The sequence below is a fragment of the Cupriavidus alkaliphilus genome, assembly GCF_900094595.1.
GTDB classification, from domain to species: Bacteria; Pseudomonadota; Gammaproteobacteria; order Burkholderiales; family Burkholderiaceae; genus Cupriavidus; species Cupriavidus alkaliphilus.
The window spans coordinates 33,329-59,326 of record NZ_FMAD01000008.1; the positions used below are offsets into that span (position 1 = coordinate 33,329).

General features: G+C 69.7%; 20 protein-coding genes. 17 read left to right on the forward strand and 3 right to left on the reverse strand.

The window, feature by feature from the left end:
- Window positions 1-8 precede the first annotated feature (8 nt).
- From GA0116996_RS17580 to GA0116996_RS17595, 4 genes are all read left to right on the forward strand, one after another.
- Window positions 9-230 carry a hypothetical protein gene (locus GA0116996_RS17580; RefSeq protein ID WP_092314205.1) on the forward strand — a complete coding sequence of 74 codons (222 nt, stop codon included), beginning with the start codon at window positions 9-11 and terminating at the stop codon, window positions 228-230.
- Window positions 231-409: 179 nt separating this feature from the next.
- Window positions 410-1,231, forward strand: a complete 822-nt coding sequence (locus GA0116996_RS17585; RefSeq protein ID WP_092314207.1) for an aminoglycoside phosphotransferase family protein — start codon at window positions 410-412, stop codon at window positions 1,229-1,231.
- A 217-nt stretch (window positions 1,232-1,448) separates the two neighbouring features.
- The gene (locus GA0116996_RS17590; protein ID WP_092314209.1) at window positions 1,449-2,828 is read left to right on the forward strand and encodes an amino acid permease; all 1,380 of its coding nucleotides are present in this window, start codon (window positions 1,449-1,451) and stop codon (window positions 2,826-2,828) included.
- A 76-nt stretch (window positions 2,829-2,904) separates the two neighbouring features.
- Window positions 2,905-4,065 (forward strand): glycosyltransferase, encoded by a 1,161-nt coding sequence (locus GA0116996_RS17595; RefSeq protein WP_244159897.1) that lies wholly within the window; start codon window positions 2,905-2,907, stop codon window positions 4,063-4,065.
- A 9-nt stretch (window positions 4,066-4,074) separates the two neighbouring features.
- Here the strand turns inward: GA0116996_RS17595 and hpnA are convergent, their stop codons facing one another.
- Entirely contained in the window at window positions 4,075-5,082 is a 1,008-nt protein-coding gene (hpnA, locus tag GA0116996_RS17600; RefSeq protein WP_092314211.1) for a hopanoid-associated sugar epimerase, read from the reverse strand.
- Between the two features lie 230 nt (window positions 5,083-5,312).
- Here hpnA and ispH point away from each other — a divergent pair, with 230 nt between their 5' ends.
- From ispH to GA0116996_RS17630, 6 genes are read left to right on the forward strand one after another with little or no spacing between them, the layout of a single operon-like run.
- Window positions 5,313-6,311, forward strand: coding sequence for a 4-hydroxy-3-methylbut-2-enyl diphosphate reductase (gene ispH, locus GA0116996_RS17605; RefSeq protein WP_092314213.1), 999 nt, complete (start codon window positions 5,313-5,315; stop codon window positions 6,309-6,311).
- Between the two features lie 20 nt (window positions 6,312-6,331).
- Window positions 6,332-7,504: an adenosyl-hopene transferase HpnH gene (gene hpnH, locus GA0116996_RS17610; RefSeq protein WP_092314215.1), complete on the forward strand. Its 1,173-nt coding sequence runs from the start codon at window positions 6,332-6,334 to the stop codon at window positions 7,502-7,504.
- Between the two features lie 10 nt (window positions 7,505-7,514).
- Window positions 7,515-8,726 carry a bacteriohopanetetrol glucosamine biosynthesis glycosyltransferase HpnI gene (hpnI, locus tag GA0116996_RS17615; RefSeq protein WP_092314217.1) on the forward strand — a complete coding sequence of 404 codons (1,212 nt, stop codon included), beginning with the start codon at window positions 7,515-7,517 and terminating at the stop codon, window positions 8,724-8,726.
- Window positions 8,723-10,147, forward strand: a complete 1,425-nt coding sequence (gene hpnJ / locus GA0116996_RS17620) for a hopanoid biosynthesis associated radical SAM protein HpnJ (protein ID WP_092314219.1) — start codon at window positions 8,723-8,725, stop codon at window positions 10,145-10,147. Before hpnI ends, hpnJ begins: the two co-directional genes overlap by 4 nt.
- Window positions 10,148-10,185: 38 nt before the next feature.
- Window positions 10,186-11,001: a hopanoid biosynthesis-associated protein HpnK gene (hpnK, locus tag GA0116996_RS17625; RefSeq protein ID WP_092314624.1), complete on the forward strand. Its 816-nt coding sequence runs from the start codon at window positions 10,186-10,188 to the stop codon at window positions 10,999-11,001.
- A 9-nt stretch (window positions 11,002-11,010) separates the two neighbouring features.
- The gene (locus GA0116996_RS17630; RefSeq protein ID WP_092314221.1) at window positions 11,011-12,027 is read left to right on the forward strand and encodes a lysylphosphatidylglycerol synthase domain-containing protein; all 1,017 of its coding nucleotides are present in this window, start codon (window positions 11,011-11,013) and stop codon (window positions 12,025-12,027) included.
- Window positions 12,028-12,049: 22 nt separating this feature from the next.
- On the opposite strand, the gene GA0116996_RS17635 is transcribed toward GA0116996_RS17630, so the two are convergent.
- The gene (locus GA0116996_RS17635) at window positions 12,050-12,694 is read right to left on the reverse strand and encodes an MlaC/ttg2D family ABC transporter substrate-binding protein (protein WP_092314223.1); all 645 of its coding nucleotides are present in this window, start codon (window positions 12,692-12,694) and stop codon (window positions 12,050-12,052) included.
- 180 nt (window positions 12,695-12,874) lie between these two features.
- Between GA0116996_RS17635 and hpnN the strand changes: the two genes are divergently transcribed.
- Window positions 12,875-15,511, forward strand: coding sequence for a hopanoid transporter HpnN (hpnN, locus tag GA0116996_RS17640; RefSeq protein WP_092314626.1), 2,637 nt, complete (start codon window positions 12,875-12,877; stop codon window positions 15,509-15,511).
- Between the two features lie 39 nt (window positions 15,512-15,550).
- A complete protein-coding gene (locus tag GA0116996_RS17645) occupies window positions 15,551-16,357 on the forward strand; it encodes an MlaA family lipoprotein (RefSeq protein ID WP_092314225.1) in 807 nt (268 codons plus the stop codon).
- On the opposite strand, the gene GA0116996_RS17650 is transcribed toward GA0116996_RS17645, so the two are convergent.
- Window positions 16,354-16,788, reverse strand: a complete 435-nt coding sequence (locus tag GA0116996_RS17650) for an FKBP-type peptidyl-prolyl cis-trans isomerase (protein WP_092314227.1) — start codon at window positions 16,786-16,788, stop codon at window positions 16,354-16,356. The two genes, GA0116996_RS17645 and GA0116996_RS17650, sit on opposite strands and share 4 nt — an antisense overlap.
- 208 nt (window positions 16,789-16,996) lie before the next feature.
- Between GA0116996_RS17650 and GA0116996_RS17655 the strand changes: the two genes are divergently transcribed.
- The 5 genes from GA0116996_RS17655 to GA0116996_RS17675 all read left to right on the forward strand — a co-directional run bounded on the left by GA0116996_RS17655 (window position 16,997) and on the right by GA0116996_RS17675 (window position 25,910).
- On the forward strand, window positions 16,997-18,331 hold the full coding sequence (locus GA0116996_RS17655; protein WP_092314229.1) for a tetratricopeptide repeat protein: 1,335 nt from the start codon (window positions 16,997-16,999) through the stop codon (window positions 18,329-18,331).
- A 74-nt stretch (window positions 18,332-18,405) separates the two neighbouring features.
- Window positions 18,406-18,786, forward strand: a complete 381-nt coding sequence (locus tag GA0116996_RS17660) for a DUF6152 family protein (RefSeq protein ID WP_092314231.1) — start codon at window positions 18,406-18,408, stop codon at window positions 18,784-18,786.
- Window positions 18,787-18,799: 13 nt separating this feature from the next.
- Complete coding sequence (locus GA0116996_RS17665; protein WP_092314233.1) at window positions 18,800-19,312, forward strand: DUF6644 family protein; 513 nt, start codon at window positions 18,800-18,802, stop codon at window positions 19,310-19,312.
- 453 nt (window positions 19,313-19,765) lie between these two features.
- On the forward strand, window positions 19,766-20,785 hold the full coding sequence (locus GA0116996_RS17670; protein WP_092314235.1) for a helix-turn-helix transcriptional regulator: 1,020 nt from the start codon (window positions 19,766-19,768) through the stop codon (window positions 20,783-20,785).
- A 166-nt stretch (window positions 20,786-20,951) separates the two neighbouring features.
- The gene (locus GA0116996_RS17675) at window positions 20,952-25,910 is read left to right on the forward strand and encodes an Ig-like domain-containing protein (RefSeq protein ID WP_092314237.1); all 4,959 of its coding nucleotides are present in this window, start codon (window positions 20,952-20,954) and stop codon (window positions 25,908-25,910) included.
- Window positions 25,911-25,998 lie beyond the last annotated feature (88 nt).

Here is a 25,998-nt window from a genome sequence, read left to right on the forward strand (position 1 = left end):
AATATCGTATGAATGTCCGCTTCATGATGCCCGATGCCGCTCCTCCTCGGCCCCCGTTTGTCCTGGTCATGCGCGAAGACGACGGCGGATGGCACGTCCGGATGCTGACCGAAGGCTATATCGTCTCGTTGACCGAAACCTTCTCCACCCGGCAAGAAGCGGTCGCCGCCGCAGCGGAGGCCTTTCCCAGCCTCCATATCGACGTCGGCGGCCATAGCCCCGGCGGTTGAGGAGCCGGGACATCGCGCGCCTGCCTGGAAGCGCGGCACATCTCCCGGCGGCACGCGCCGTGACCAAGCGAGGAGATATCATTCTCCGCAGTAACCCGGACGCGAACTTCTCCGAATGCATCGCGCAGACCGGCGCGCACGTCGGACAGGATCGGACCTGATCAGTGGAAAGCACCAGGATGTTGCCCCAGACCATTGCTGCCGCGCTCGCCAGGTATCTGCGCCGATGGGCACTTGTGCCGGACGCCGAACCCGTCCTGACACCGACCAGTTGCCTGCAGCCGGTGTCATACCGGGGCCAGCCGGCCATCCTCAAACTTGCCATGTGCGACGAAGAACGGCGTGGCAATGCCGTCATGGCATGGTGGAACGGCAGCGGAGCGGCTGCTCGGATACTGGCTCAGTATGACGACGCCGTCGTCATGGAGCGCCCACAATCCGCGGGCTCGCTCGCGGATCTTTCGAGGACTGGACGGGACGATGACGCCATGCGGATCGCCTGCGCAGTGCTGGGCAGGTTGCACGCTCATACCGCGCCTGACCCACCGCCCGTCGTCTCCTTGGGCGACTGGTTTGCGCCGTTGACGAACCCATCCTGGCCCCACGGCAACATTCTCCGGTTGTCCGCTCTGGTGGCGAAAGATCTGTTGTCGGCTGGCGCCATCGATCCGGTTGTGCTTCACGGCGATATGCACCACGGCAACATCCTCCATTTCGGCGCGCAGGGCTGGCTTGCCATCGATCCGAAGGGGCTTGTCGGTGAGCGCGCCTTCGATTACGCGAATCTGCTGTGCAACCCGTCCCGCAGGATCGCAGTAGGCCGATTCCACCAGCGCGTCGCCATCCTGGTGGAAGCGGCGGGGCTTGATCGCCACAGGCTGCTGCAGTGGACGCTGGCCTGGTCGTGCCTTTCGGCGCTATGGATGATGGAAGACGGGCTCTCGCCTGACACCCGGTTACGAATTGCCGCGCTGGCGGCGACCGAACTCCGGCTGCTATGACGACCGCGGCCATGTCATTGCGCGCAGCCACCTACATCCGGCGTGGCCAGCAATTTTTCCTGCATTTCAGTACGAATTCAGCAACAAATATCCCCGTTATCTGATTAACCTGCCCGCTCTTTTCCGTTTGCGTGCGTCGCAAACGCAAAAGTCCGCTGCCCCCGCCAGCCTCACAAGGACTGGCGCGGCCATTCAGATCACACGGAGACAACGAAGAATGAGTGCAAGCGCAGAACATCTGCAACGCGGCCTGGGCGAACGCCATATCCGGCTGATGGCGCTGGGATCGGCCATCGGCGTCGGCCTGTTCCTGGGCGCCGGCAATGCCATCAAGATGGCTGGCCCTGCCATCATGCTGGCCTACCTGATCGGCGGCGCGGTGATCTTCCTGATCATGCGCGCGCTGGGCGAGATGGCCGTGCACAACCCGGTGGCAGGCTCGTTCTGCCGCTATGCGCAGGACCACATGGGTCCGCTGGCGGGCTACCTGACCGGCTGGAACTACTGGTTCCTGTGGCTGGTGACGTGCGTGGCCGAGATTACGGCCGTGGCCATCTACATGGGCATGTGGTTCCCCGACGTGCCGCGCTGGATCTGGGCGCTGGCAGCGCTGGCGGCGATGGGCTCGGTCAACCTGATGGCGGTCAAGGCCTATGGCGAGTTCGAGTTCTGGTTCGCCATGATCAAGATCGTCACCATCGTGCTGATGCTGATCGGCGGCGGCGCGATGATCGTGTTCGGCTTCGGTAACGGCGGCGTTGCCACCGGCATCTCCAACCTGTGGGCGCACGGCGGCTTCATGCCCAACGGCGCCTCGGGCGTGCTGATGTCGCTGCAGATGGTGATGTTCGCCTACCTGGGGGTCGAGATGATCGGCCTGACCGCCGGCGAGGCGCGCAATCCGAAGAAATCGATTCCGGATGCGATCAACTCGGTGTTCTGGCGCATCCTGATCTTCTACGTCGGCGCGCTGTTCGTGATCCTGGCGCTGTACCCGTGGAACGAGATCGGCGCGCAGGGCAGCCCGTTCGTGCTGACCTTCGAGCGCCTGGGCATCAAGACCGCCGCCGGCATCATCAACTTCGTGGTGCTGACCGCGGCGCTGTCGTCGTGCAACGGCGGCATCTTCAGCACCGGGCGCATGCTGTACAACCTGTCGCTGCAGGGCCAGGCGCCGGCGGCCTTCGCCAAGGTCGACCGCAACGGCGTGCCGCGCCGCGCGCTGCTGGTGTCGATCGCCGCGCTGCTGGCCGGCGTGCTGCTCAACTACCTGGTGCCGGAGAAGGTGTTCGTCTGGGTGACCGCGATCTCCACCTTCGGCGCGGTCTGGACCTGGGCCATCATCCTGGTCACGCAGATCCAGTTCCGCCGCGGGCTGGCCCCGGCGGCGCGCCAGGCGCTGGCGTTCCGCATGCCGTTCTGGCCGTATGGCTCGTATATCGCGCTGGCGTTCCTGGCGCTGGTGGTGGCGCTGATGGCCTACTTCCCCGATACGCGCGTGGCGCTGTACGTGGGGCCGGGCTGGCTGGTGCTCCTGACGATCTGCTACTACGCGCTCGACATGCGCTCGCGCGGGCCGGTGAGCTACCGCGCCTGAACCACCGGCGGGCCCGCGCCCGCCGGCTGGCCATCGCCTAAAATGGCCCCCGAACCATGCCACCGCAGGGGGCCGCATGACTGAGACCACCGTGCCCGGCGCCGCCATGGCGCTGTCGCTGCTGTCGCTCGCGATCTGGGCCGTGCTGCTGTTCGGGCGCGCCGGCTTCTGGCGTGTGCACCGGCCACCGGCCGCACCGGCGCCGGCGCATTGGCCGGAAGTGGTCGCCATCATCCCCGCGCGCGACGAGGCCGAGGTCATCGGCAGCGCGGTGGCCGCAGTGCTGGGCCAGCGCTACCCGGGCCCGCTGGCGCTGGTGGTGGTGGACGACCACAGCGCGGACGGCACCGCCGATATCGCCCGCGCCGCCGCGGCCACCACCGCGCGCCCGCATGCGCTCACCGTCATCGGCGCGCGCGAACTGCCGACCGGCTGGAGCGGCAAGGTCTGGGCGCAGTCCGAAGGCCTGGCCGCCGCCGACCGTGTCGCGCCGCAGGCGCGCTATGTCTGGCTGACCGATGCCGACATCCGCCACGGAGCGGGCGTGCTGGCCGGCCTGGTGGCGCGCGCCGAGGCGGAGCGGCGCGACCTGGTCTCGCTGATGGTGCGGCTGCGCTGTGCCTCGGCGTGGGAACGGCTGGTGGTGCCGGCCTTTGTCTTTTTCTTCGCCAAGCTCTATCCCTTTGCCCGCGTGCGCGATCCGCGCAGCCGCGTTGCCGCCGCGGCCGGCGGCTGCATGCTGGCGCGCCGCGCGGCGCTGGCGCGCATCGGCGGCTTTGCCGCGATCCGCGGCGAGCTGATCGACGACTGCAGCCTGGCCGCGCGCATCAAACCCGGCGGCCCCATCCGGCTGGACCTGGCCGACGACAGTGTGTCGCTGCGCCCGTATGACCACTGGCGCAGCCTGTGGGACATGATCGCGCGCAGCGCCTACACGCAGCTGCGCCATTCGCCGCTGTGGCTGGCGGGCGCGGTCGCCGGCATGGTGCTGACCTATCTGGTGCCGCCGGTGCTGGCGCTGGGCTGGGGGGCGTGGCCGGCATGGCTGGCCTGGGCCGCGATGGCGCTGGCCTACCTGCCGATGCTGCGTGAGTACCGGCAGCCGTGGTGGCTGGCGCCGCTGCTGCCGGTGACGGCGCTGTTCTACCTGGGAGCGACGCTCGACTCCGCCCGGCGCTACCGGCTGCGGCGCGGCGGCCAGTGGAAGGGCCGCAACCAGGCCCCGCTGCGCCGCTGAGCTGGCGGCTCAGGGATGGCCGAGGTACCCGTGCGCGCGGAACCATGCCAGCGCGTCGCGCAGCCCCTCCTGGTACGGGCGCGGCTGATACCCCAGTTCCTTGCGCGCCTTGTCCGAGGTAAAGAACATCCGGTAGCGGGACATATTGAGTCCATCGACAGTCAGGAACGGCTCCTTGCCGGTCAGCCGCGCCGCCGCTTCCGCGCCGTAGGCCAGCGGGTACAGCGGCCAGCGCGGCAGCTGCAGGGTCGGCGGGCGCCGGCCGCACAACTGGGCGATATCCCGCAGCATCTGCTGCAGCATCACGTCCTGGCCACCCAGGATGTAGCGCTCGCCGGTGCGGCCGCGCTCCAGCGCCAGCAAATGCCCGTTGGCGACGTCGTCGACGTGGGCCAGGTTCAGCCCGGTATCGACAAAGGCCGGGATCTTGCCGGTGGCGGCCTCGACGATGATGCGGCCGGTCGGCGTGGGCCGCACGTCGCGCGGCCCGATGGGGGTGGACGGGTTGACGATGACCGCGGGCAGGCCGTGTTCGGCGACCCGTTGTTCGACCACGCGCTCGGCCAGCACCTTGCTGCGCTTGTACGCGCCGATGGCTTCATGCGGGCGCATCGCCGCGGTCTCGTCCACCGGTGCCTGCGCGCCGGCGACGCGCAGCGTCGCCACGCTGCTGGTATAGACGACGCGCTCGACGCCGGCCCGCTGCGCGGCTTCCATCACCGCCAGGGTGCCGTCGACGTTGGTGCGCACGATGTCTTCCGGATCGCGCGCCCACAGCCGGTAGTCGGCGGCCACGTGGAACAGGTACCGCACGCCCTGCAGCGCCGCGGCCACGGCGGCGGCATCGCGCATGTCGCCCTGCGCCACGGTCACCGGCAGCCCGGCCAGATTGGTGCGCGGGCTGTGCGGGCGCACCAGCACGCGCACGCGCCAGCCGCGCGCCAGCGCCTGGCGCGCCACCGCCGATCCCAGGAAACCCGCGGCTCCTGTCACCAGCACGTCATCGTTTTTGGTCATCAGCCCGTTTCCCCGTAAGGCGGCGTCGGCAGGGCCGGCCCTGCGCCGATCGTGGCGGCGCCAGACAAAGCCGGCGTGTCGGGTATATAGTAACCACCGTGCGAGGAAAATGTGATCCGCGGCGGATCTCCGGTGGGTCTGGCTCGATACCGGGCATCGCCGGGGCATCGTTTTCCGTTGCGCGATCCCAAACACTGAAACCCGTAGCAAAAGGGTCGGGGGCCTACTCCATGCAGGTGATTCTTGCTCAGCCCCGGGGCTTCTGTGCCGGCGTGGTGCGCGCGATCGAGATCGTCGACCGCGCCCTCGTAAAGCATGGTGCGCCGGTGTTCGTGCGGCATGAGATCGTGCATAACAAGCACGTCGTACAGGGACTGAAGGACAAGGGCGCGCGTTTCGTCGAAGAACTGGACGAAGTGCCGGCCGGCGCGGTGACCATCTTCAGCGCGCACGGGGTGTCGCGCGAAGTCGTCGACGATGCCCGCCAGCGTCAGCTACATGCCATTGACGCCACCTGCCCGCTGGTGATCAAGGTCCACACCCAGGGCCGCCAGTACGCCGCCAGCGGCCGCACCGTGATCCTGATCGGCCATGCCGGCCACCCCGAGGTCGAAGGCACCATGGGCCAGATTCCGGGCAAGGTAATCCTGGTGCAGAGCGAGGCCGATGTCGGCAAGCTCGACCTGCCCGACGACACCCCGGTCGCCTACGTCACCCAGACCACGCTGAGCGTGGACGACACCCGCAACATCATCGCCGCGCTCGGACGGCGCTTCAGCAACCTGGTCGGCCCCGATACGCGCGACATCTGCTATGCCACGCAGAACCGCCAGAGCGCGGTGCGCGACCTGTGCAAGCTGGCCGACGTGATCCTGGTGATCGGCGCGACCAACAGTTCGAACTCCAACCGCCTGCGCGAGATCGGCACCGAAAGCGGCGTGCCCAGCTACCTGATCGCCGAAGGCAGCGAGCTCGACCCGGCCTGGGTACGCGACGCCAACGTGGTGGGCATCACCGCCGGCGCCTCGGCCCCCGAGGCCATGGTCGAAGACGTGATCGCGGCACTGCGCCGGCTGGGACCGGTCGAGGTCAGCACCATGGCCGGGCGCGAAGAGCATGCCGAGTTCCGGCTGCCGGCCGAGCTGGCCGACGTGAAGCCGCCCGCGGCATCGCTCCAGTCCGGCACGGGCGCCGCGCCGGCCCCCGCCAACGAGAACATTGCAGGCTGAACCAACCAGAGGAAGCTGTCGTGGCCATTCCGCTCCTGCAGGTCGCCCGCGTGGGCGCCTATATCGTCGGCAAGCACCTGTCGCGGCAAAAACGCTACCCGCTTGCGCTGATGCTGGAACCGCTGTTCCGCTGCAACCTGGCGTGCTCGGGCTGCGGCAAGATCGATTACCCCGACCCCATCCTGAACCAGCGCCTGTCGGTGCAGCAATGCCTGGAGGCGGTGGATGAGTGCGGCGCCCCGGTGGTGTCGATCGCCGGCGGCGAGCCGCTGCTGCACAAGGACATGCCGCAGATCGTGCAAGGCATCATCCAGCGGCGCAAGTTTGTCTACCTGTGCACCAATGCGCTGCTGATGGAAAAGAAGCTGGACCAGTACCAGCCCAGTCCATATTTCATCTGGTCGGTGCACCTGGACGGCGACCGCGAGATGCACGACCGCTCGGTGTGCCAGGAAGGCGTGTACGACCGCTGCGTCGAGGCGATCCGCGCCGCCAAGGCGCGCGGCTTCCGCGTCAATATCAATTGCACGCTGTTCAACGACGCGCAGCCCGAGCGCGTGGCGAGGTTCTTCGACTCGGTCAAGGCGCTGGGCGTCGATGGCATCACCGTGTCGCCGGGCTATGCCTATGAGCGCGCGCCGGACCAGCAGCACTTCCTGAACCGCGGCAAGACCCGCCAGCTGTTCCGCGACATCCTCAGCCGCGGCCGCGCGGGCAAGAACTGGGCGTTCAGCCAGTCGACGCTGTTCCTGGACTTCCTCGCCGGCAACCAGACCTACCACTGCACCCCGTGGGGCAACCCGGCGCGCACGGTGTTCGGCTGGCAGCGCCCGTGCTACCTGGTGGGCGAAGGCTATGCCGCGACCTTCCGCGAACTGATGGACGAGACCGACTGGGACGCCTACGGCACCGGCAACTACGAGAAATGCGCCGACTGCATGGTGCACAGCGGCTACGAAGCCACCGCCGTGGCCGACACCTTTGCCCATCCGCTCAAGGCACTCGGCGTCAGCCTGCGCGGCGTGCGCACCAGCGGCCCGATGGCGCCGGACATTGCGCTGGACCGGCAGCGGCCGGCCGAATACGTGTTCTCGCGCCACGTCGAGATCAAGCTCGAGGAAATCCAGCGCACCCGGCCGCCCGCGCGGCAGCCACGAGCGGCCGAGGCGCCTGCCGGCGCCGCCACGCACTGAAGCCATTGCCATGGCCGCCGGACTTGCCAGCATCCTGCCCGGCGCAGCGCTGGTGTGCGCGGCGGCTGGCTATGCACTGGCCGCGGCCTGGCTGTCGCGACGCAAGCCCGCGCCACGCGGCGCCATGGCCGCCACGCCGGTCAGCGTGCTCAAGCCGCTGTGCGGCGCAGAACCCCGGCTCTATGCCAACCTGGCAACCTTCTGCCGGCAGCGGCATCCGTGCTTCCAGCTGGTATTCGGCGTGCGCGCCGCGGACGATCCCGCCATCGCGGTAGTGGAGCGGCTGCGGCGCGACTTCCCGGCCTGCGACATCGCACTGGTGATCGACCCGCGGGTGCACGGCAGCAACCTCAAAGTCAGCAACCTGATCAACCTGTCCGGCGCGGCCACGCACGATGCGCTGGTCATCGCCGACAGCGACGTCGCGGTGGCGCCGGACTACCTGGCGCGCGTGACCGCGCCGCTGGCTGAAGCCAACGTCGGCGTGGTGACCTGCCTGTACCGTGGGCATGCCATCGGCGGCTTCTGGTCGCGCCTCGGCGCGCAGTTCATCGACGACTGGTTTGTGCCGGCGGTGCGCATTGCCCACGCGGGCGGCTCGCGGCGCTTTGCCTTTGGCGCGACCATCGCGCTGCGCCGCGACGCGCTGGCGGCCATCGGCGGTTTCGGGGCATTGCGCGACCGGCTGGCGGACGATTTCTGGCTGGGCGAGCTGACGCGGCGGCTGGGCTTGCGCACGGTGTTGTCGGAGGTGGTGGTGACGACCGACATCATCGAAGACGGCTTCACGCTGCTGTGGCGGCATGAACTGCGCTGGATGCGCACGATCGCTTCGCTGAACCCGACGGGCTATGCGTTCAGCTTCGTCACCTTCACCTGGCCGATGCTGGCGTTGGGCATGTGGCTGGCGCCGCTGCCGCTGGTGACTACTGCGGCGGTCGCCGGCGTGGTGGCGCGCAGTGTGCTGGCGGGCAGCGCCGCGGCGGCATTGCGGGCGCCGTTGCGCGATGGGTTGTTGCTGGCGTGCTGGGCGCTGGCGTTGGCTGGCAAGCGGGTGTGGTGGCGGGAGCAGGTGCTGTCGGCAGGTGCAGGGCAGCACTCCGGTCGAGCGCCGGCGCTCTCCCCCGCCCCTCTCCCGCAAGCGGGAGAGGGGAGAAAACAGGCGAAGCCCGCTCCCGACACCCGGGCTTTCACCGGCATCCAGACCAAGAGGCCGCTATGAAAAAAACCCTGTTCCTGCAGGCCCCGTCCTTCGACGGCTTCGATGGCGGCGCCGGGTCGCGCTACCAGGCCAAGCGCGAGATCAAGTCGTTCTGGTACCCCACCTGGCTGGCGCAGCCGGCCGCGCTGGTGCCCGGCAGCCGCGTGCTCGATGCCCCGGCCGACGGCCTCACCGTGCAGCAGACGCTGGACATCGCGGCGGACTATGAACTGGTGATCATCCACACCAGCACGCCGTCGTTCCCCACCGACGCCAGGTTCGCCGAGGCGCTGAAGCAGCGCCATCCCGGCGTGATGATCGGCATGGTCGGCGCCAAGCCCGCGGTCGATCCCGGCGGCACGCTGGGCGCGAGCGACGCCATCGACTTCGTCTGCCGCGAGGAATTCGACTATACCTGCCAGGACGTGGCCGCGGGCAAGCCGCTCAGGGACATCCTGGGGCTCAGCTATCGCCTGCCGGACGGCTCGCTCGAACACAACGGCCAGCGGCCGATGATCGAGGACATGGACGCGCTGCCGTTCGTCGCGCCGGTCTACCAGCGCGACCTGAAGATCGAGAACTACTTCATCGGCTACCTGAAGCATCCTTACGTGTCGATCTACACCGGCCGCGGCTGCCGTTCGCGCTGCACCTTCTGCCTGTGGCCGCAGACCGTGGGCGGGCACCGCTACCGTACCCGCTCGGCCGCAAGCGTGATCGCCGAGGTGAAATGGATCAAGGAGAACATGCCCGAGGTCAGGGAGATCATGTTCGACGACGATACCTTCACCGACTTCAAGCCGCGCGTGGAAGAGATCGCGCGCGGACTGGGCCAGCTGGGGGTGACGTGGTCGTGCAACGCCAAGGCCAACGTGCCGTACAGCACGCTCAAGATCATGAAGGAAAACGGGCTGCGCCTGCTGCTGGTGGGCTACGAGTCCGGCGACGACCAGATCCTGCTGAACATCAAGAAGGGCCTGCGCACCGACATCGCGCGCCGCTTTACCGAAGACTGCCGCAAGCTGGGCATCCAGATCCACGGCACCTTCATCCTGGGCCTGCCGGGCGAGACGCGCGAGACCATCGAAAAGACCATCGAGTACGCCAAGGAAATCAACCCGCACACCATCCAGGTCTCGCTGGCCGCGCCCTATCCCGGCACCACGCTGTACCGCCAGGCGGTGGAAAACGGCTGGCTCGAGGAGAACAAGGTCATCAACCTGGTCAACGACCAGGGCGTGCAGCTGGCGGCGATCAGCTATCCGCACTTGTCAAAGGAGGAGATCTACCACGGCGTGGAGACCTTCTACAAGCGCTTCTACTTCCGCCCCGGCAAGATCTGGGAAATCGTGCGCGAGATGCTCGGCAGCTGGGACATGATGAAGCGGCGCCTGCGCGAAGGCGTGGAGTTCTTCCGCTTCCTGCGCTCGCACGAGGCCTGATCCTGGCCCGGGCGCTTTCCGCTGCGGCGCAACGCGCGCTGATCGTCACCGCCGACGACTTCGGGCTGCACCCGGCCGTCAACGAGGCGGTGGAACTGGCGCACCGCGACGGCGTGCTCAACGCCGCCAGCCTGATGGTGGGCGCGCCCGCGGTGGCGGATGCGGTCGCGCGCGCGCGCCGGCTGCCGGCGTTGCGCGTGGGCCTGCACGTGGTGCTGGCCGACGGCCCCGCCACCCTGCCGCGTGCGCGCATTCCCGCGCTGGTCGATGCGCACGGCCGTTTCGGCTCGGCCATGGCGCGGGACGGCTGCCGCTTCTTCTTCCTGCCCGCGGTGCGCCGCCAGCTCGCGGCCGAAATCCGCGCGCAGTTCGAGGCCTTCGCCGCCACCGGCCTGACGCTGGACCACGTCAATACGCACAAGCATTTCCATCTGCATCCGACCGTGCTGTCGCTGATCCTCTCGATCGGGCGCGAGTACGGGCTGCGCGCGATGCGGCTGCCGCGCGAGGCGGGCGCGCCCTGGCTGCTGCGCCCATGGCTGGCGATGCTGCGCCGCCGGCTGGACCGCGCCGGCATTGCGCACAATGACTACGTGGTCGGCATCGCGCGCAGCGGCCAGATGGACGAGGCCGCGCTGCTGCAAGCGCTGGCGCAACTGCCCGCGGGCGTGGGCGAGATCTACCTGCATCCGGCGATGGTTTCCGGCGCGGCCATCGCTGCGTCGATGCACGGCTACCGTCACGCCGACGAACTCGCCGCGCTGCTGTCGCCGCGCGTGCGCGCCGCGCTGGAGCGGGCGGCCCACCGGCGCGGCGGCTTTGCCGATGTGCTGGGCGGCAGGACACTCTGCTGACGATTGCCGATGAAACGCCTGGCTTACCTGACCGGACTGCTGGGGCTGCTGGCGCTGACCGCGCTGGTGATCCACCAGGGCGCCAGCGATATCGCCGCCGTGATGGCCCGGGGCGGCTGGCCGCTGTTGCTGCTGGTGCCGCTGCACGCGCTGCCGCTGCTGCTCGACGCGCAGGGCTGGCGCGTGCTGCTGACCTCCGCCGATCCCGACGAACGGGCCGGCGTCGGCTTCCTGTGGTGGGTCGCCGCGGTGCGCGAAGCGGTGGGCCGCCTGCTGCCCACGGTCGGCGTGGGCGGCGAGCTGGTCGGCATCCGCCTGACGCGGCTGCGCATCCACGACACCACCGCGGTCACCGCCAGCGTGGTGGTCGAAGTGATGGTGACGATGTTCTCGCAATACCTGTTCGCGGCCACCGGCGTGCTGATGCTGGTGGCCGCGCTGCAGCAGCGCGCCGGTGTTTGGATCATCCTGGCCGGCCTGCTGCTGTCGCTGCCGGTGCCGGTGCTGTTCGCGCTATCGCTGCGCCACGCCGCCTTGTTCGAGAAGCTCGAAGGCGCCGCGCGCCGGTTATTCGGCGCCGACCACCGCGTCGTCGCGCTGATCGACGGCGCGCGGCTGGACGCGCATATCCGCGCGCTCAACCGGCGCCACCGCGAACTGGCGAAGGCCCTGGGCTGGCAACTGGCGGGGCTGCTCAGCGGCACGCTGGAGATCTGGCTGGCGCTGTGGCTGCTGGGCCATCCGGTGCCGTTCTGGCAGGCGCTGGCGATCGAGTCGCTGACGCAGGCCGCGCGCCACGTGGCGTTCTTCGTGCCGGCCGGGCTGGGCGTGCAGGACGCGGTGGTGATGCTGCTGGGCCAGGTGCTGGGGATGAGCGCGGAGGTGGCGTTGGCGCTGGCGCTGGTCAAGCGCGCGCGCGAGATCCTGTTCGGGGTGCCGGCGCTGCTGTCATGGCAGTGGGTGGAACTGCGCCGCTGGCGGCGTGGCGGGGATCGCGGCGGGGATCGCGAACAGCGCGCGCCCTAGCGCGCCCACGTCAGCAGCCCGCTCAGATCTCCGACGCCTGCCGCGCGTTGTGCGTGGTCAGGTACTTCACCAGGCCGTCGACCCCGTTGCGCGCGACGATGTCGGCAAACTGCTTGCGGTACACCTCGATCAGCCACGCCCCCATCATGTTGATGTCATAGATCTTCCAGCCGCTCGCGGTGCGCTGCAGCCGGTAGTCGATCTGCATCTCGTCGGCGTTGTTGATCACGCGCGTCTGCACCACCACGTCGGCGGCGCCGCCGGCGGCCCTGGCCGGCTGGTAGCGGAACCTGACGTTCTGCTCGCGCAGTTGCGCCAGCGAGACCGCGTAGCTGCGCACCAGCAGCGTCTGGAACTGCTCGTAAAGTTGTTGCTGCTGCTCGGGGGTGGCCGTGCGCCAGGCGCCGCCCAGCGCCAGCCGCGTGGTGCGCTGGAAATCGGTATAGGGCAGGAATTGCTTCTGCACGACCGCGGTGATCTTGCCGAGGTCGCCGGCACGGGTCTCGGGCTGGGACTGGATGGTGCCGATCACGCCCTCCACCGCGGCCTGCACCAGCCGCTCGGGGCTGGCGCGCAGGTCGCCGGGCTGGACTGCCTGAGCGTGCACGACGGATGCCATGGCCATCGCCGCCAGCGGTGCCACGGAAAGCAAACGGTGAATCGTCATGGATGCAAGAGCGGGGAAACAACGGAAGACGGTGAAGCGGCGGCGCCGCGCTACCTGGCCGGCGCCGGCTGACAGTGTATAGCGGATCCGCCCGCATCGCGGCCGCGCCGGCGCCGCATGGCGCATGCGGCACCGCGCCAGCCGATATACTCGCGGTTCGTGCTCCTTCCGGATCCGTCCATGCTGACTTCGCTGCTGACACGCATCGTCCGGCTTGCCACCGCCTGGCCGTGGCGCGTCATCCTGCTGGCGGCACTGCTGACGGCGGCCAGCGGCATCTACGTGGCCCGCAACTTTGCCATCAACACCGACATCGGCCGCCTGCTGGATTCCGACGCGCCGTGGGCGCTGCGCGACGAGGCCATCGCCAAGGCTTTTCCCCAGCGCGGCCAGCTGATCCTTGCGGTGGTGCAGGCGCCGGCCGCCGAGCTCGCCGATGCCGCCGCCGATGCGCTGGCCGAAGCCTTGCGCCGGCAGCCGGCGCGCTTCACCGCGGTCAGCCAGCCCGGCGGCGGCGCCTTCTTCGCGCGCAACGGCCTGCTGTTCGCCGGCACCGATGAAGTCAACCAGCTGACGCAGCAACTGACGCAGGCGCGCCCGCTGCTCAACGCCCTCGCGCACGACCCGACGCTGCGCGGACTGTCGGATGTGCTCACCACCACGCTGGCGCTGCCGCTGCAGATGGGGCAGGTCAAGCTGGGCGACATGGCAGGGCTGATGGGCAGCAGCGCGCGCACGCTGGACCAGGTGCTGGCCGGCAAGCCGGCCGCGCTGTCGTGGGCGGGGCTGCTCGACGACAGCCTCAAGCCCGGCCCCGACGGCCAGGTCTACCGCTACGTCGCGCTCAGCCCCGTCCTCGACTACAGCGACCTCAAGGCCGGCGCCGCGGCCGCGCGCGCGATCCGCCACGCCGCGGACGAGCTGCAGCTGGCGCAGCGCTACCAGGCGTCGGTGCGCCTGACCGGGCCGCAGGCGCTGGCCGACGATGAGTTCGCCTCGGTCAGCGACGGTGCCGCGCTCAACGGCGTGCTGACGGTGCTGGCCGTGGTGCTGATCCTGTGGCTGGCGCTGCGTTCGGCGCGGCTGATCGTGGCGGTGCTGGCGAGCCTGTTCGCCGGGCTGCTGATCACTGCCGCGCTGGGGCTGGCCATGGTGGGCGCGCTGAACATGATCTCGGTGGCCTTCGCGGTGCTGTTCGTCGGGCTGGGGGTGGACTTCGGCATCCAGTTCGGCGTGCGCTACCGCGCCGAGCGCCATGACCGCGACCATATCGTCGATGCCCTGGGCCTGGCCGCGCGCGCCGTCGGCGCGCCGCTAGCGCTGGCCGCCGCGGCCACGGCGGCGGCGTTCTTCTGCTTCCTGCCCACCGACTACCGCGGCGTGGCCGAGCTGGGCCTGATTGCCGGCGTCGGCATGATGGTGGCGTTCGCCACCACCTTCACGTTGCTGCCGGCGCTGATCGCGGTGCTCAGGCCCGGCGGCGAATCCGCGTCGCCCGGCTTTGCCTGGCTGGCGCCGGCGGACCGCTTCTTCGACCGCTACCGCAAGCCGGTGCTGCTGGTGACGCTGCTCGCCATCCTGGCGGGCGCGCCGCTGCTGCCGCACCTGCGCTTCGACTTCGACCCGCTGCACCTGAAGGACCCGCAGTCCGAATCGATGGCCACGCTGCTGTCGCTCCAGGACGCGCCGCAGGCCGGCACCGACGATGTCAGCGTGCTGGCGCCGTCGCTGCCGGCCGCGCACGCGCTTGCGGGCCAGCTTGCCGCGCTGCCCGAAGTCGCGCGCGCGATCACGCTGCAGAGCTTTATTCCCGACGACCAGCCGCCCAAGCTGCAGGCCATCGCCCAGGCCTCGGCCGCGCTGCTGCCGGCGCTGACGCAGCCCGCCGCGGCGCCCGCCACCGACGGCGCGCGCGTCAATGCGCTGCGCAACGCCGCGCGGCAACTGGCCATCGCCGCTGACGAACATCCCGGACCGGGCGCCGCCGAAGCGGCGCACCTGTCCGCCACGCTGAAAAAGCTGGCCAGCACGGATGCGCCTACGCGCGACCGCGCCGAGCGCGCCATCGCGTTGCCGCTGCAGCTGGCACTGGCAAAACTGAAGCTGGCGCTGACGCCGCAAGCGGTCAGCCAGCAGACGCTGCCGCCCGAGCTGGTGCGCGACTGGATTGCCCCGGACGGGCGCGCGCTGGTCAACGTCAGCCCCCGGCTGCCGCCGCCCGCCAGCGCACAGCGCGAAGCCGCGCTGGCACGCTTTATCGCCGCGGTGCAGCGCGTGGCGCCCGCCGCCACGGGCGGACCGATCTCGATCCGCGGCTCGGCCGATACCATCATGACCGCGTTTGCGCAGGCAGGTGCCTGGGCGGTGCTGTCGATCACCATCCTGCTGTGGATCACGCTGCGCCGCTTCGGCGACGTGCTGCGCACGCTGATCCCGCTGCTGGTATCGGCCATCGTCACGCTGGAGCTGTGCGTGGTGTTCGGCATTGCGCTGAACTTCGCCAACGTGATCGCGCTGCCGCTGCTGCTGGGCGTGGGCGTCGCCTTCAAGATCTACTACGTGATTGCGTGGCGGCACGGCAAGACCCAGTTGCTGCAGTCCAGCCTGACGCACGCCGTGCTGTACAGCGCCGCGACCACCGCCGTCGCCTTCGGCAGCCTGTGGCTGTCACAGCATCCCGGTACCGCCAGCATGGGCAAGTTGCTGGCGCTGGCGCTGGCCTGCACGCTGGTCGGCGCGGTGTTCTTCCAGCCGATCCTGATGGGCCGTCCGCGCGCGGATGACCCTCTCGGACCAGACCAGCCCGCCCGGCCCTGAACGCGCTTGCCGTCCGCGCGACCGACCCTCCTTGTCTCGATGCCCGCTGCGCTTCGCTTTCCGACACTCGCCACGACCGCCATCGCCGCGACCCTGCTCGCGGGCTGCGCCACCGGCCCGCAAGCCAGTCCGGACGATCCGCTGGAGCCGATGAACCGCGCCATCTTCACCGTCAACGACAAGCTGGACCAGTATGTGGCGGTGCCGGTGGCCAAGGGCTACAAGGCGGTCACGCCAGAGCCGGTGCGCGCGGCGGTCAGCAATTTCTATTCGAACCTCGCGGACATCGGCAACTTCGCCAACAACCTGCTGCAGGGCAAGGGCGTGGCGGCGGCGGAGAGTTTTATGCGGGTGGCGATGAATTCCGTGCTGGGCATCGGTGGGCTGATCGATATCGCCACGCCCGCCGGGCTATCGAAGCACTCGCAGGACTTCGGGCTGACGCTGGGCACATGGGGCGTGCCGTCAGGGCCCTACCTGGTGCTGCCGCTGTTCGGCCCCAGCTCGTTGCGCGACGGCGCGGGCCTGTATGTGAATTTCTGGTTCGATCCCGCCACCTATGCCGAGCCGGCGGTACGCAACTCGCTCTACGGGATGAACGTGGTCGACGTGCGCACCAACCTGCTGGGCGCGACCGACCTGCTCCGGCTGGCGGCGCTGGACAAGTACGCCTTTGTGCGCGACGCGTACCTGCAGCGGCGGCGCTACCTGCTCGGCCAGAACACCGCGCTGCCAGACTACGGGGATGACGAGGACGCCGGCGCGGAACCGGTGCCGGCAGCACCTGCAGCCCCCGCCGGAACGCCGGCGCCCGCGCAGCCGCAGGCGCCGCGCCGAGGCGCTTAGCTACCGATACCCAGCAGCACCACCTCGAAGGTCAGCGTGGCGTTCGGCGGGATCGTGCCCGGCACGCCGCGCGCACCGTAGGCGGTGCCCGGCGGGCAGGTCAGGCGGGCCTTGCCCCCCACCTGCATGGCCTGCACGCCCTCGGTCCAGCACGGGATCACGCGATTGAGCGGAAACGAGATGGGCTGGCCGCGCTTGTACGAGCTGTCGAATTCGGTGCCGTCCGCAAGCGTGCCGCGGTAGTGCACCTGTACCGTGTCGGTGGCCTTGGGCGAGGCGCCGGTGCCCTTGATCAGGTGCTGGATGGCCATGCCCGACGCCAGCGTCTGCGGCGCCGACGCCGCGGCGGCAGGCGCCGAAGCGGCCGGCCCGGCAGCGCAGGCAGCGCCGGCAAGGGTCAGGGTGCCAAGGAAAAGCGCGAGTGTTTTCATGGAAGGCCTGCTCTCGAGGTCGTGATTGGGGATGCGGCAGTTTAACCGACGCGCGCCGCCGGTATGGCGGCGGCGGCATATCGCGCACCGCGGCCGCGCCGCCCGCAGGCATGGTGCGCCGCACCGAGCCGCAACCGTTACACCGGGCGTTTTGCCGTCTACGATGGTTCGTGACAGCCCGCTGCCGCGCGGGCGCACGGAGATGGTCATGGCACTGACGGATTCCAGGGACCTCGCGGTCTCGACCTTGAACACGCGCTCGGTGGCGCAGTACGAGACCGCCCTGCGCCTGCTGAACGGCTATTACGGCGACCCGCTCGCCGTGATCGACGCGGCGCTGGCCGACGACCCCGGCTTCGCCATGGGCCACGCGCTGCGGGCCGCGCTGATGGTGACCTCCGGCGACGGCACCGCCGAGCCCATGCTGCGCCAGAGCGTCGAGGCCGGCGAAGCGCTGCACGCCCGCGCCAACGAGCGCGAGCGCCGCCATATCGCCGCGGCGCGTGCCTGGCTCGACGGCGATTTCGAGCGCGCCGTGCGGTGCTATGGCGACATCGTGATCGATTATCCACGCGACCTGCTGGCGCTGCAGACCGCGCACCTGGGCGACTTCCTGCTGGGCCAGTCGACCATGCTGCGCGACCGCGTGGCGCAGGCGCTGCCGCACTGGGATGCCGGCATGCCCGGCTACGGCTACGTGCTCGGCATGCACGCGTTCGGCCTGGAAGAGACCCACCTCTACGAGCGTGCCGAGGAAGCCGGACGGCGCGCGCTGGAATGCCAGCCGCGCGATCCGTGGGCGGTGCACGCGGTGGCGCACGTGATGGAGATGCAGGGCCGGCTCGCCGACGGCATTGCCTGGCTCGAAGGCCGGCGCCAGGACTGGGCCGACGACAACATGCTGGCGGTGCATAACTGGTGGCACCTGGCGCTGTTCCTGCTGGAAGACGGCCGGACCGAAGAGGTGCTGGCGCTGTACGACCGGGCCATCAGCCGGCCCGCGCCGGCGATCGCGCTGGACCTGGTCGATGCCTCCGCGCTGCTGTGGCGGCTGCACCTGCGCGGCGTGGACGTGGGCCGGCGCTGGCATGCAGTGGCGGATGACTGGCTCGGCCGCGGCGCGGCCGGCTATTACGCCTTCAACGACGTGCATGCGGTGATGGCCAGCCTGGGCGCGCAACGCCCCGCGGCGGCCGACCAGGTGCGCGCCGCGCTGGAGCGGGCCGCGCTTGGCAATGGCACCAATGCGATGATGTCGCGCGAGGTGGGGCTGCCGGTGGCCGATGGCCTGATCGCATTCGCGCAGGGCGATTACGCCACCGCCATCGAGCTGCTGATGCCGGTGCGCCTGGTGGCCCACCGCTTCGGCGGCAGCCACGCGCAGCGCGACGTGATCGGCCTGACTCTGCTCGAAGCGGCGCTGCGCAGCGGCAGCGGCAACCTGGCGCTCGCGCTCACGGCCGAGCGCGCCGCGCTCAAGCCCGTCAGCGCCAGCCTGCGCCGGCTGGTGCAGCGCGCCGACACCTGCCGCGCGCAACCCTGAAAACACAGGGCCGGCGCGGCGGCAAGGTCAGGAATCGGCGCCTATACTGCACGAGTCCTGACCGGAGACCCGCCATGCCCAGCATCCGCGCCCTGTTCCGCCCCGCCCTGTTCCTCCCCGCCCTGAGCGCCGCCGCCCTGGCCATGGCGGCCGTGCCGGCCATCGCCCACCATGGCTGGTCCACCTATGACGAGACCAGGCCCCTGACGCTGACCGGCAAGATTGTCGAAAGCCATTACGAGAACCCGCACGCGCACATCCGCATCGACGCCGGCGGCAAGCGCTGGCTCGCGGTGCTGGCCCCCGTGTCGCGCATGGAAGCGCGCGGCGCGACCTCGGACAAGGTCGCGGTGGGCCGCGAGGTCACGCTGGTCGGCTACGCCAGCAAGGAAAAGCCGGACGAACTGCGCGCCGAGCGCATCACCGTGGACGGCAAGACGGTCGAGCTGCGCTGAGCCCGCACGCCGCATGCCGGCGCTCTTCACCGCATGGACCGAATGGGCCGGCACGCTGGCGCGGCTGCCGTTCGCGACTGCGCTGCGCAGTTCGGCCTGGGCCTATCCCGCGGTGGAGATCGTCCACCTCGCCGGCATGGCGCTGCTGTTCGGCTCCATCTTCGTGGTCGACATGCGACTGGCAGGGCTTGGCCGGCGGTTGCCGGTCAGCCTGCTGCTGCGCCATGCGCTGCCCTTCACCGTCGGCGCCTTCATCGCAGTCGCGGCCAGCGGCGCGTTGCTGTTCGTGGCCCATGCCGACGAGCTGGCCGCCAATCCCGCGTTCCTCGCCAAGCTGGGCCTGATCGTACTGGCGCTCGGCAACGTGCTGTGGTTCCACGCCGGCCCCGGCCGCAGCCTGCATGACCGCGAGCGCGGCTGGGATGCCGGCGCAGCGCCACCAGCAAGCGCACGCCTGAATGCGATCCTGTCCATGGCCACCTGGCTGCTGGTGATCTGCGCCGGACGGCTGATCGCCTATGTGTGAAGCGGCACGCCGCCGCCAACCATGACCCTGCCTGGCCTGGCCGACTGCGCGTAAACGCCAATCCCCGGCGGATTTGCCGGCAAGCACAATGTATTCACAATTCCAATATTCGATTAAAGTGATACATATTGCCGTAAATGTTAGTTTTGATACCAGATATTATTTTTACTTAAATCTGGTTTGCAGATAAAAAGACCGGCGACGGTCTTGCCTGGCAATACCTGGCTCCCGCGGATGCGGCCTGTCATTGGGCCGCGGCGAGCCTTGCAGGCAGGTCCGTATGCCGCGGCGCATGGGGAACCCCTTTGCATGGCGTTGACCGGCAAGGGCGCGGGGTCATCATGAGGTCCGGTTTGCCATCACGGCCTTGCCGTGATTTTCGTGGGGGAATCCTGGCGGCGCATCCGCGCCGCCAGGCCGGCTTCGGCCATCACCCAGGAAAGGCATCGGCACATGACCAAAGCCACGATCCAGACCGCGCGCGTCGCGGGGAACAGCCCGGACCAGATCCGCGCAGCGCTGTCGCAGCTCTATCCCGGGGTTGCCGTGCACACGGCGTCGCCAGCACTGGAGTTCGAACTGCAGCAGCAGCAGTTCGGCGAACTGGCGGTGATCCGGCTGTCGACCACCACGGCGATCCGGCTCGACCTGGTGCAGCGTCTTGACGGCTACCTGCTGCTGACCGCCGCGCAAGGCGCCGGGCTCGAGACCGGCAAGACGCCGTCCGCACCGCTGACGCCCATGCCGCCATCCTTTGTGCTCGACATGCAGCAGGTCGGGGTCTGGCGCTGGCAGCCGGGCAGCTACGACATGGTCATGATCGACGGCGCGCGCCTGCACAACCGGCTGCGGCACCTGCTGGAACGGCCGCTGGTGCAGCGCGTGAAATTCCACCAGTCGATCCCGGCCGATGCTCCGGCGCTGCAGCTGGCGCGCGCACTGGCCGGCGCCGCGCCTGGCCTGCGGCGCGACGACGCGCGCATGCGCGCGTGCGCGGCGGAGCTGGCGCTAAGCCTGGCCGATGCCCTCGCCTACGCCGTGCTGGACGATATCCCGCACAACTACTCGCTGCTGCTGGAGCAGCGCCACGCGGGCCCGTCGCCGCGCCATGTCAAGCGCGCGATCGACTATATCCATGCCAATGCCCGCGCCGTGCTGGCGCTGGACGACATTGCCCGCGCGGCGCGCGTCAGCGTGCGCACGCTGCAGGCCGGCTTCGCGCGCTTCCAGGGCTGCTCGCCGATGCAGTATGCCAAGCGCGTGCGGCTCGAGGGCGTCTACAGCGCCTTGCGCGGCGGTGAGCTCGAGCATTCGGTGGCGCAGATCGCGCGGCAATGGGGCTTCAGCCACCTCGGCCAGTTCGCCCACGACTATCGCATGGCCTTCGGCGAAACACCGTCGGAAACGCGGCGCACGCGCCAGGGCGCGTCGAACGACGAGGCCTTCGCCAGCCGCGGCGGCATGCCCGGCTGAGCCACGCGCGCACCGCACCGGGCCTGCCGCTATCGGGATTGCGCAGCACCTATCAAACCGGCGCACTGTATCGAATCTGAAACAGATCACGCATGGACGAATGTGTGTGCGCGCGAATACTGTGCATGCACTACCTACCGGTCACTCAGGATGAAGGAGACTCAGCATGGCTTCGTCAGGCGTTCTGCTCAACCACACGGATGTTCCTGTCGCCCCCGGCACCCGCACCGTTGCCTCACCTGACGGCCCCGCCAATTTCCTGATCGCGGCGCAGCGCGACAGCGTCGCCAACTTCGCGCGCGAAGGCAACGACCTGCTGCTGACCATGCGGGATGGCAGCACGCTGCGCATCCAGGGCTTCTTCACCAACGGGGCGCAGTACAACAACCTGGTGTTCGTGCAGGAAGACGGCCAATGGCTGGCCGACTTCAGCCAGGCGCTGGGCGCGCAGGGCGATGGCGTGGCCGAGGCGGCGATGCTGTTCGAGCCGATCGGCGACAGCGCTTCCACGGCATTGCTGCTGGGGCTGCTGGGCGCCGCGGCCGGTGCCGGCATCATCGCGGCCGCTGCCAGCGGTGGCGGCGGCGGTGACGGGTCCTCCGGCGGCGGCACCCCGCTGGCCGCGCCCAAGGTGGCGGCCACCAACGGCGCCACGCTGTCCGGCACGGCCCCGGCCGGCAGCACGGTCGGCCTCGACTTCAACGGCGACGGCAAGGCCGACGCCACCGTCACCGCCGACGCTGCGGGCAACTGGACCTATACGCCGGCGCAGCCGCTGGCCGACGGCACCGTGGTCAGCGTGACCGCCACTGACAGCTCCGGCAACACCAGCGCGCCGGCCACGGTGACCGTCGATGGCGCGGCCCCGGCAGCGCCCGCGATCAACGCGGTCAGCAACGATGCGGGCACGGGGATCGTTGCCGGAGGCAGCACCAGCGACGCCACACCCACGCTTTCCGGCAGCGCCGAGGCGGGCAGCACCGTCAGCATCTACAGCGGCACCACCCTGCTCGGCACCGCCATCGCCAACGCGAACGGCCGCTGGAGCTTCACGCCGCCGTCGAGCCTGGCCGACGGCAACCATGCGCTGACCGTCACCGCCACCGACGCGGTCGGCAATACCGGCCCGGCAAGCGCGCCGTTCCTGCTGACGGTCGATACCGCAGCGCCGGCGGCGCCCACGATCACGCCCAGCGACGGCAGCGTGATCGCCGGCACCGCCGAGCCCGGCAACACCATCCATATCGACCTGAACGGCGACGGCGCGCCCGATGCCACCGTCGCCGCCAACGACAGCGGCAACTGGACCTACACGCCGTCCCCGGCACTGGGCGACGGCGCCGTGGTCACTGTCACCGCCACCGACGCCGCTGGCAACACCAGTGCGCCGGCCACCGCCACCATCGATACCAGCGCACCGGCCGCGCCGGTGATCGGCAGCGTCACGGACGACGCCACCCCGTCGACCGGACCGCTCGCCGACGGCGACGGCACCAACGACTCCACGCCTACCCTGACGGGCACCGCCGAAGCCGGCAGCACCATCAACATCTACAACGGCGCCACGCTGATCGGCACCACCACCGCAGACGCCACCACCGGCGCCTGGACCTTCACGCCCACGTCACCGCTGCCCGACGGCGCCGTGAGCCTGACCGTCACCGCTACCGACGCCGCGGGCAATACCAGCGCACCCAGCACCGCCTTCACGCTGACGCTGGATGCCACGCCGCCGGCGATCCCGGCCATCACCGGCGTTACGGATGACAATCCGGTCAGCACCCCGCTGAACTCCGGCGACAGCACCAACGACTCCACCCCGACGCTCGCCGGCACCGCCGAAGCCGGCAGCACCATCAGCATCTACAATGGCGCCACGCTGATCGGCACCACGGTTGCCGACGCCACCACCGGCGCGTGGAGCTTCACGCCGACCACGCCGCTGACCGATGGCCCCTATGCGCTGACCGCCACTGCTACCGATACATCGGGTAACGTCAGCGCACCGACCGCTGCCTTCAACCTGACGGTCGATACGGCGCCGCCCGCCGACCCGGTCATCACGCAGGCCAGCGGCACCACGATCTCCGGTACAGCGGAAGCCGGCAGCACGGTCGATATCGATCTCGATGGCGATGGCACACCTGACGCCACGGTCACGGCCGACGCTACCACCGGCACCTGGACTTACTCGCCCGGCACGCCGCTGCCCGACGGCACCGCGATCAGCGTCACCGCCACCGATGCCGCCGGCAACACCAGCGCACCGGCAACCGCTACCGTCGATGCCCTCGCGCCGTCCGCGCCGGCCATCACCAGCGTCACCGACGACAACCCCGTCGCCAGCCCGCTGAACTCGGGCGACAGCACCAACGATTCCACGCCTACCTTGACGGGCACCGCCGAAGCGGGCAGCACGATCAGCATCTACAACGGCACCACGCTGATCGGCACAACCACCGCCGACGCCACCACCGGCGCGTGGAGCTTCACGCCGACCACGCCGCTGACCGATGGCCCCTATGCGCTGACCGCCACTGCTACCGATACATCGGGCAACGTCAGCGCACCGACCGCCGCCTTCAACCTGACGGTCGACACGGCGCCGCCCGCTGACCCCAGCATCACCGTTGCCAACGGCACCACCCTGGCCGGCACCGCCGAGCCCGGCAGCACCGTCGATATCGACCTGGACGGCGACGGCAATCCGGAAGGCACGGTCACGGCCGATGCCACCACTGGCGCCTGGACCTACTCGCCCGTGGGCGGGCTGCCTGATGGCGCGGTTGCCAGCGTCACCGCCACGGACGCCGCCGGCAATACCAGCGGACCCGCGACGGTGACCATCGACGCGGTGCCGCCCGCGATCCCGGCAATCACCGGCGCCACCGACGACAACCCGGTGGCCAGCCCGCTGAACTCCGGCGACAGCACCAACGACGCCACGCCGACGCTTACCGGCACCGCCGATGCCGGCAGCACCATCAGCGTCTACAACGGCACCACGCTGCTCGGCACCACGGTTGCCGATCCCACCACCGGCGCGTGGACCTTCACGCCGACCACGCCGCTGATCGATGGTCCCTACGCGCTGACCGCCACCGCCACGGATACGGCGGGCAATGTCAGCGGCCCGACCGCCGCCTTCAACCTGACGGTCGATACGGCGCCGCCCGCTGACCCCAGCATCACCGTTGCCAACGGTACCACCCTGGCCGGCACCGCCGAGCCCGGCAGCACCGTCGATATCGACCTGGACGGCGACGGCAATCCGGAAGGCACGGTCACGGCCGATGCCACCACTGGCGCCTGGACCTACTCGCCCGTGGGCGGGCTGCCTGATGGCGCGGTTGCCAGCGTCACCGCCACGGATGCCGCCGGCAATACCAGCGGGCCCGCGACGGTGACCATCGACGCGGTGCCGCCCGCGATCCCGGCAATCACCGGCGCCACCGACGACAACCCGGTGGCCAGCCCGCTGAACTCCGGCGACAGCACCAACGACGCCACGCCGACGCTTACCGGCACCGCCGATGCCGGCAGCACCATCAGCGTCTACAACGGCACCACGCTGCTCGGCACCACGGTTGCCGACCCCACCACCGGCGCGTGGACCTTCACGCCGACCACGCCGCTGATCGATGGTCCCTACGCGCTGACCGCCACCGCCACCGATACGGCGGGCAATGTCAGCGGCCCGACCGCCGCGTTCAACCTGACGGTCGATACGGTCGCACCGACCGCCACGGCGACGGTCACCGCGCTGACCGACGACACCGGTACCGCCGGCGACTGGATTACCGGCGACACGACGCCCGTCGTCAGCGGCACGCTCAGCGCGGCGCTGGCCGCCAACGAGACGCTGCAAGTCAGCCTCGACGGCGGCGCCACCTGGACCAATGCCGTGGTCACCGGCACCACGTGGCAATGGTTCCCGCCGGGCCAGCTCGCGGACGGCACCTACACCATCACCACGCACGTGATCGACAGCGCCGGCAACATCGGCGCGGTCACCACCCAGACCTTCACGGTGGCGCAACAGGTGGCGCCCGAAGCTGCGGTCAATGAAGCCGGCGGCTTGCTCGGCATTGCCGATGCCAACCTGCTGGGGCTGATCGACCTGAGCGCGCAGCAGTTCTTCACCGCCAGCGACTACAACGAGAACATCAACAGCGTGGTGATCGAGTATGGCGGCCTGCTGGGCGTTGGCATGCAGCGGCTCGACGCCAGCCTGGCGCTGGCGGCGGAGCTGGGGCTGACCTTCAACGTGGTGAACGACCCGGGCGTCCTGGGCCTCATCGGCCCATCGTCGACGCTGTCTATCTCCGCCATCGGCGGCGGGCCGATCGACAACCTGAGCCTGAACGAACTGCTCGGTTCGATCACGCTGGAAGGCGGCCTGCTGGGCGTCAGCCTGAGCCTGCTCGACGCCATGACGATCACCGCCACCGACACCACCGGCATGACCACCACGTCGAGCGGCAGCCAGCTGGTCAGCGCCGGCGTGCTGACCAACCTGCTCGGCGCCAGCCAGCCGTCGGCGATCATCGAAGGCGATGCCACGGGCAATACGCTCACGGGCAGCGCCGACAATGACCGGCTCTATGGCTACGATGGCAACGACACCATCAATGCCGGCGCCGGCAACGACCTGGTGCGCGGCGGCGCGGGCGACGACACGCTCAATGGCGAGGCCGGCAACGACGTGCTGATCGGCGGCGCCGGCAACGACACCATGAGCGGCGGCACCGGCACCGACGTGTTCCTGTGGGAGGCGCGCGGCACCGACGGCACCGGCGGCAACGGCAGCGACCTGATCACGGATTTCACCGTGGGCACCGCGCCGGGGCAGGCCGGCAACGACGTACTCGATGTGTCCGCGCTGCTGGTCGGCTACGCCGCCGACGCCAACGGCCCCGCCCACTACCAGAATGGCGTGGCCACCATCGACGCGGGCGACAACATCGGGCAGTACCTCAGTGCCACGCAGCAGGGCGCCGACACCGTGATCGCCATCGACCGCGACGGCGCCGGCACGAACTACAGCGCGCAAACGCTGGCGACGCTGACCAACGTGACCACCAACCTGGAGACCTTGCTGGCCAACCAACAGATCCTGGTCTGACCCTGCAGCCCCCCGGCCCGGCGGCATGCGCGAGCAGCCGGGCCGGCCGTGGCACCGGCTTGCGTGCATGCATGCCGGCGCAATCGAC

Coding starts and splice junctions, on each gene's coding strand:
- GA0116996_RS17580 (WP_092314205.1), top strand. CDS start 9: ATGAATGTCCGCTTCATGATGCCCGATGCCGCTCCTCCTCGGCCCCCG.
- GA0116996_RS17585 (WP_092314207.1), top strand. CDS start 410: ATGTTGCCCCAGACCATTGCTGCCGCGCTCGCCAGGTATCTGCGCCGA.
- GA0116996_RS17590 (WP_092314209.1), top strand. CDS start 1,449: ATGAGTGCAAGCGCAGAACATCTGCAACGCGGCCTGGGCGAACGCCAT.
- GA0116996_RS17595 (WP_244159897.1), top strand. CDS start 2,905: ATGACTGAGACCACCGTGCCCGGCGCCGCCATGGCGCTGTCGCTGCTG.
- hpnA (WP_092314211.1), bottom strand. CDS start 5,082: ATGACCAAAAACGATGACGTGCTGGTGACAGGAGCCGCGGGTTTCCTG.
- ispH (WP_092314213.1), top strand. CDS start 5,313: ATGCAGGTGATTCTTGCTCAGCCCCGGGGCTTCTGTGCCGGCGTGGTG.
- hpnI (WP_092314217.1), top strand. CDS start 7,515: ATGGCCGCCGGACTTGCCAGCATCCTGCCCGGCGCAGCGCTGGTGTGC.
- hpnJ (WP_092314219.1), top strand. CDS start 8,723: ATGAAAAAAACCCTGTTCCTGCAGGCCCCGTCCTTCGACGGCTTCGAT.
- GA0116996_RS17630 (WP_092314221.1), top strand. CDS start 11,011: ATGAAACGCCTGGCTTACCTGACCGGACTGCTGGGGCTGCTGGCGCTG.
- GA0116996_RS17635 (WP_092314223.1), bottom strand. CDS start 12,694: ATGACGATTCACCGTTTGCTTTCCGTGGCACCGCTGGCGGCGATGGCC.
- hpnN (WP_092314626.1), top strand. CDS start 12,875: ATGCTGACTTCGCTGCTGACACGCATCGTCCGGCTTGCCACCGCCTGG.
- GA0116996_RS17645 (WP_092314225.1), top strand. CDS start 15,551: ATGCCCGCTGCGCTTCGCTTTCCGACACTCGCCACGACCGCCATCGCC.
- GA0116996_RS17650 (WP_092314227.1), bottom strand. CDS start 16,788: ATGAAAACACTCGCGCTTTTCCTTGGCACCCTGACCCTTGCCGGCGCT.
- GA0116996_RS17655 (WP_092314229.1), top strand. CDS start 16,997: ATGGCACTGACGGATTCCAGGGACCTCGCGGTCTCGACCTTGAACACG.
- GA0116996_RS17660 (WP_092314231.1), top strand. CDS start 18,406: ATGCCCAGCATCCGCGCCCTGTTCCGCCCCGCCCTGTTCCTCCCCGCC.
- GA0116996_RS17665 (WP_092314233.1), top strand. CDS start 18,800: ATGCCGGCGCTCTTCACCGCATGGACCGAATGGGCCGGCACGCTGGCG.
- GA0116996_RS17670 (WP_092314235.1), top strand. CDS start 19,766: ATGACCAAAGCCACGATCCAGACCGCGCGCGTCGCGGGGAACAGCCCG.
- GA0116996_RS17675 (WP_092314237.1), top strand. CDS start 20,952: ATGGCTTCGTCAGGCGTTCTGCTCAACCACACGGATGTTCCTGTCGCC.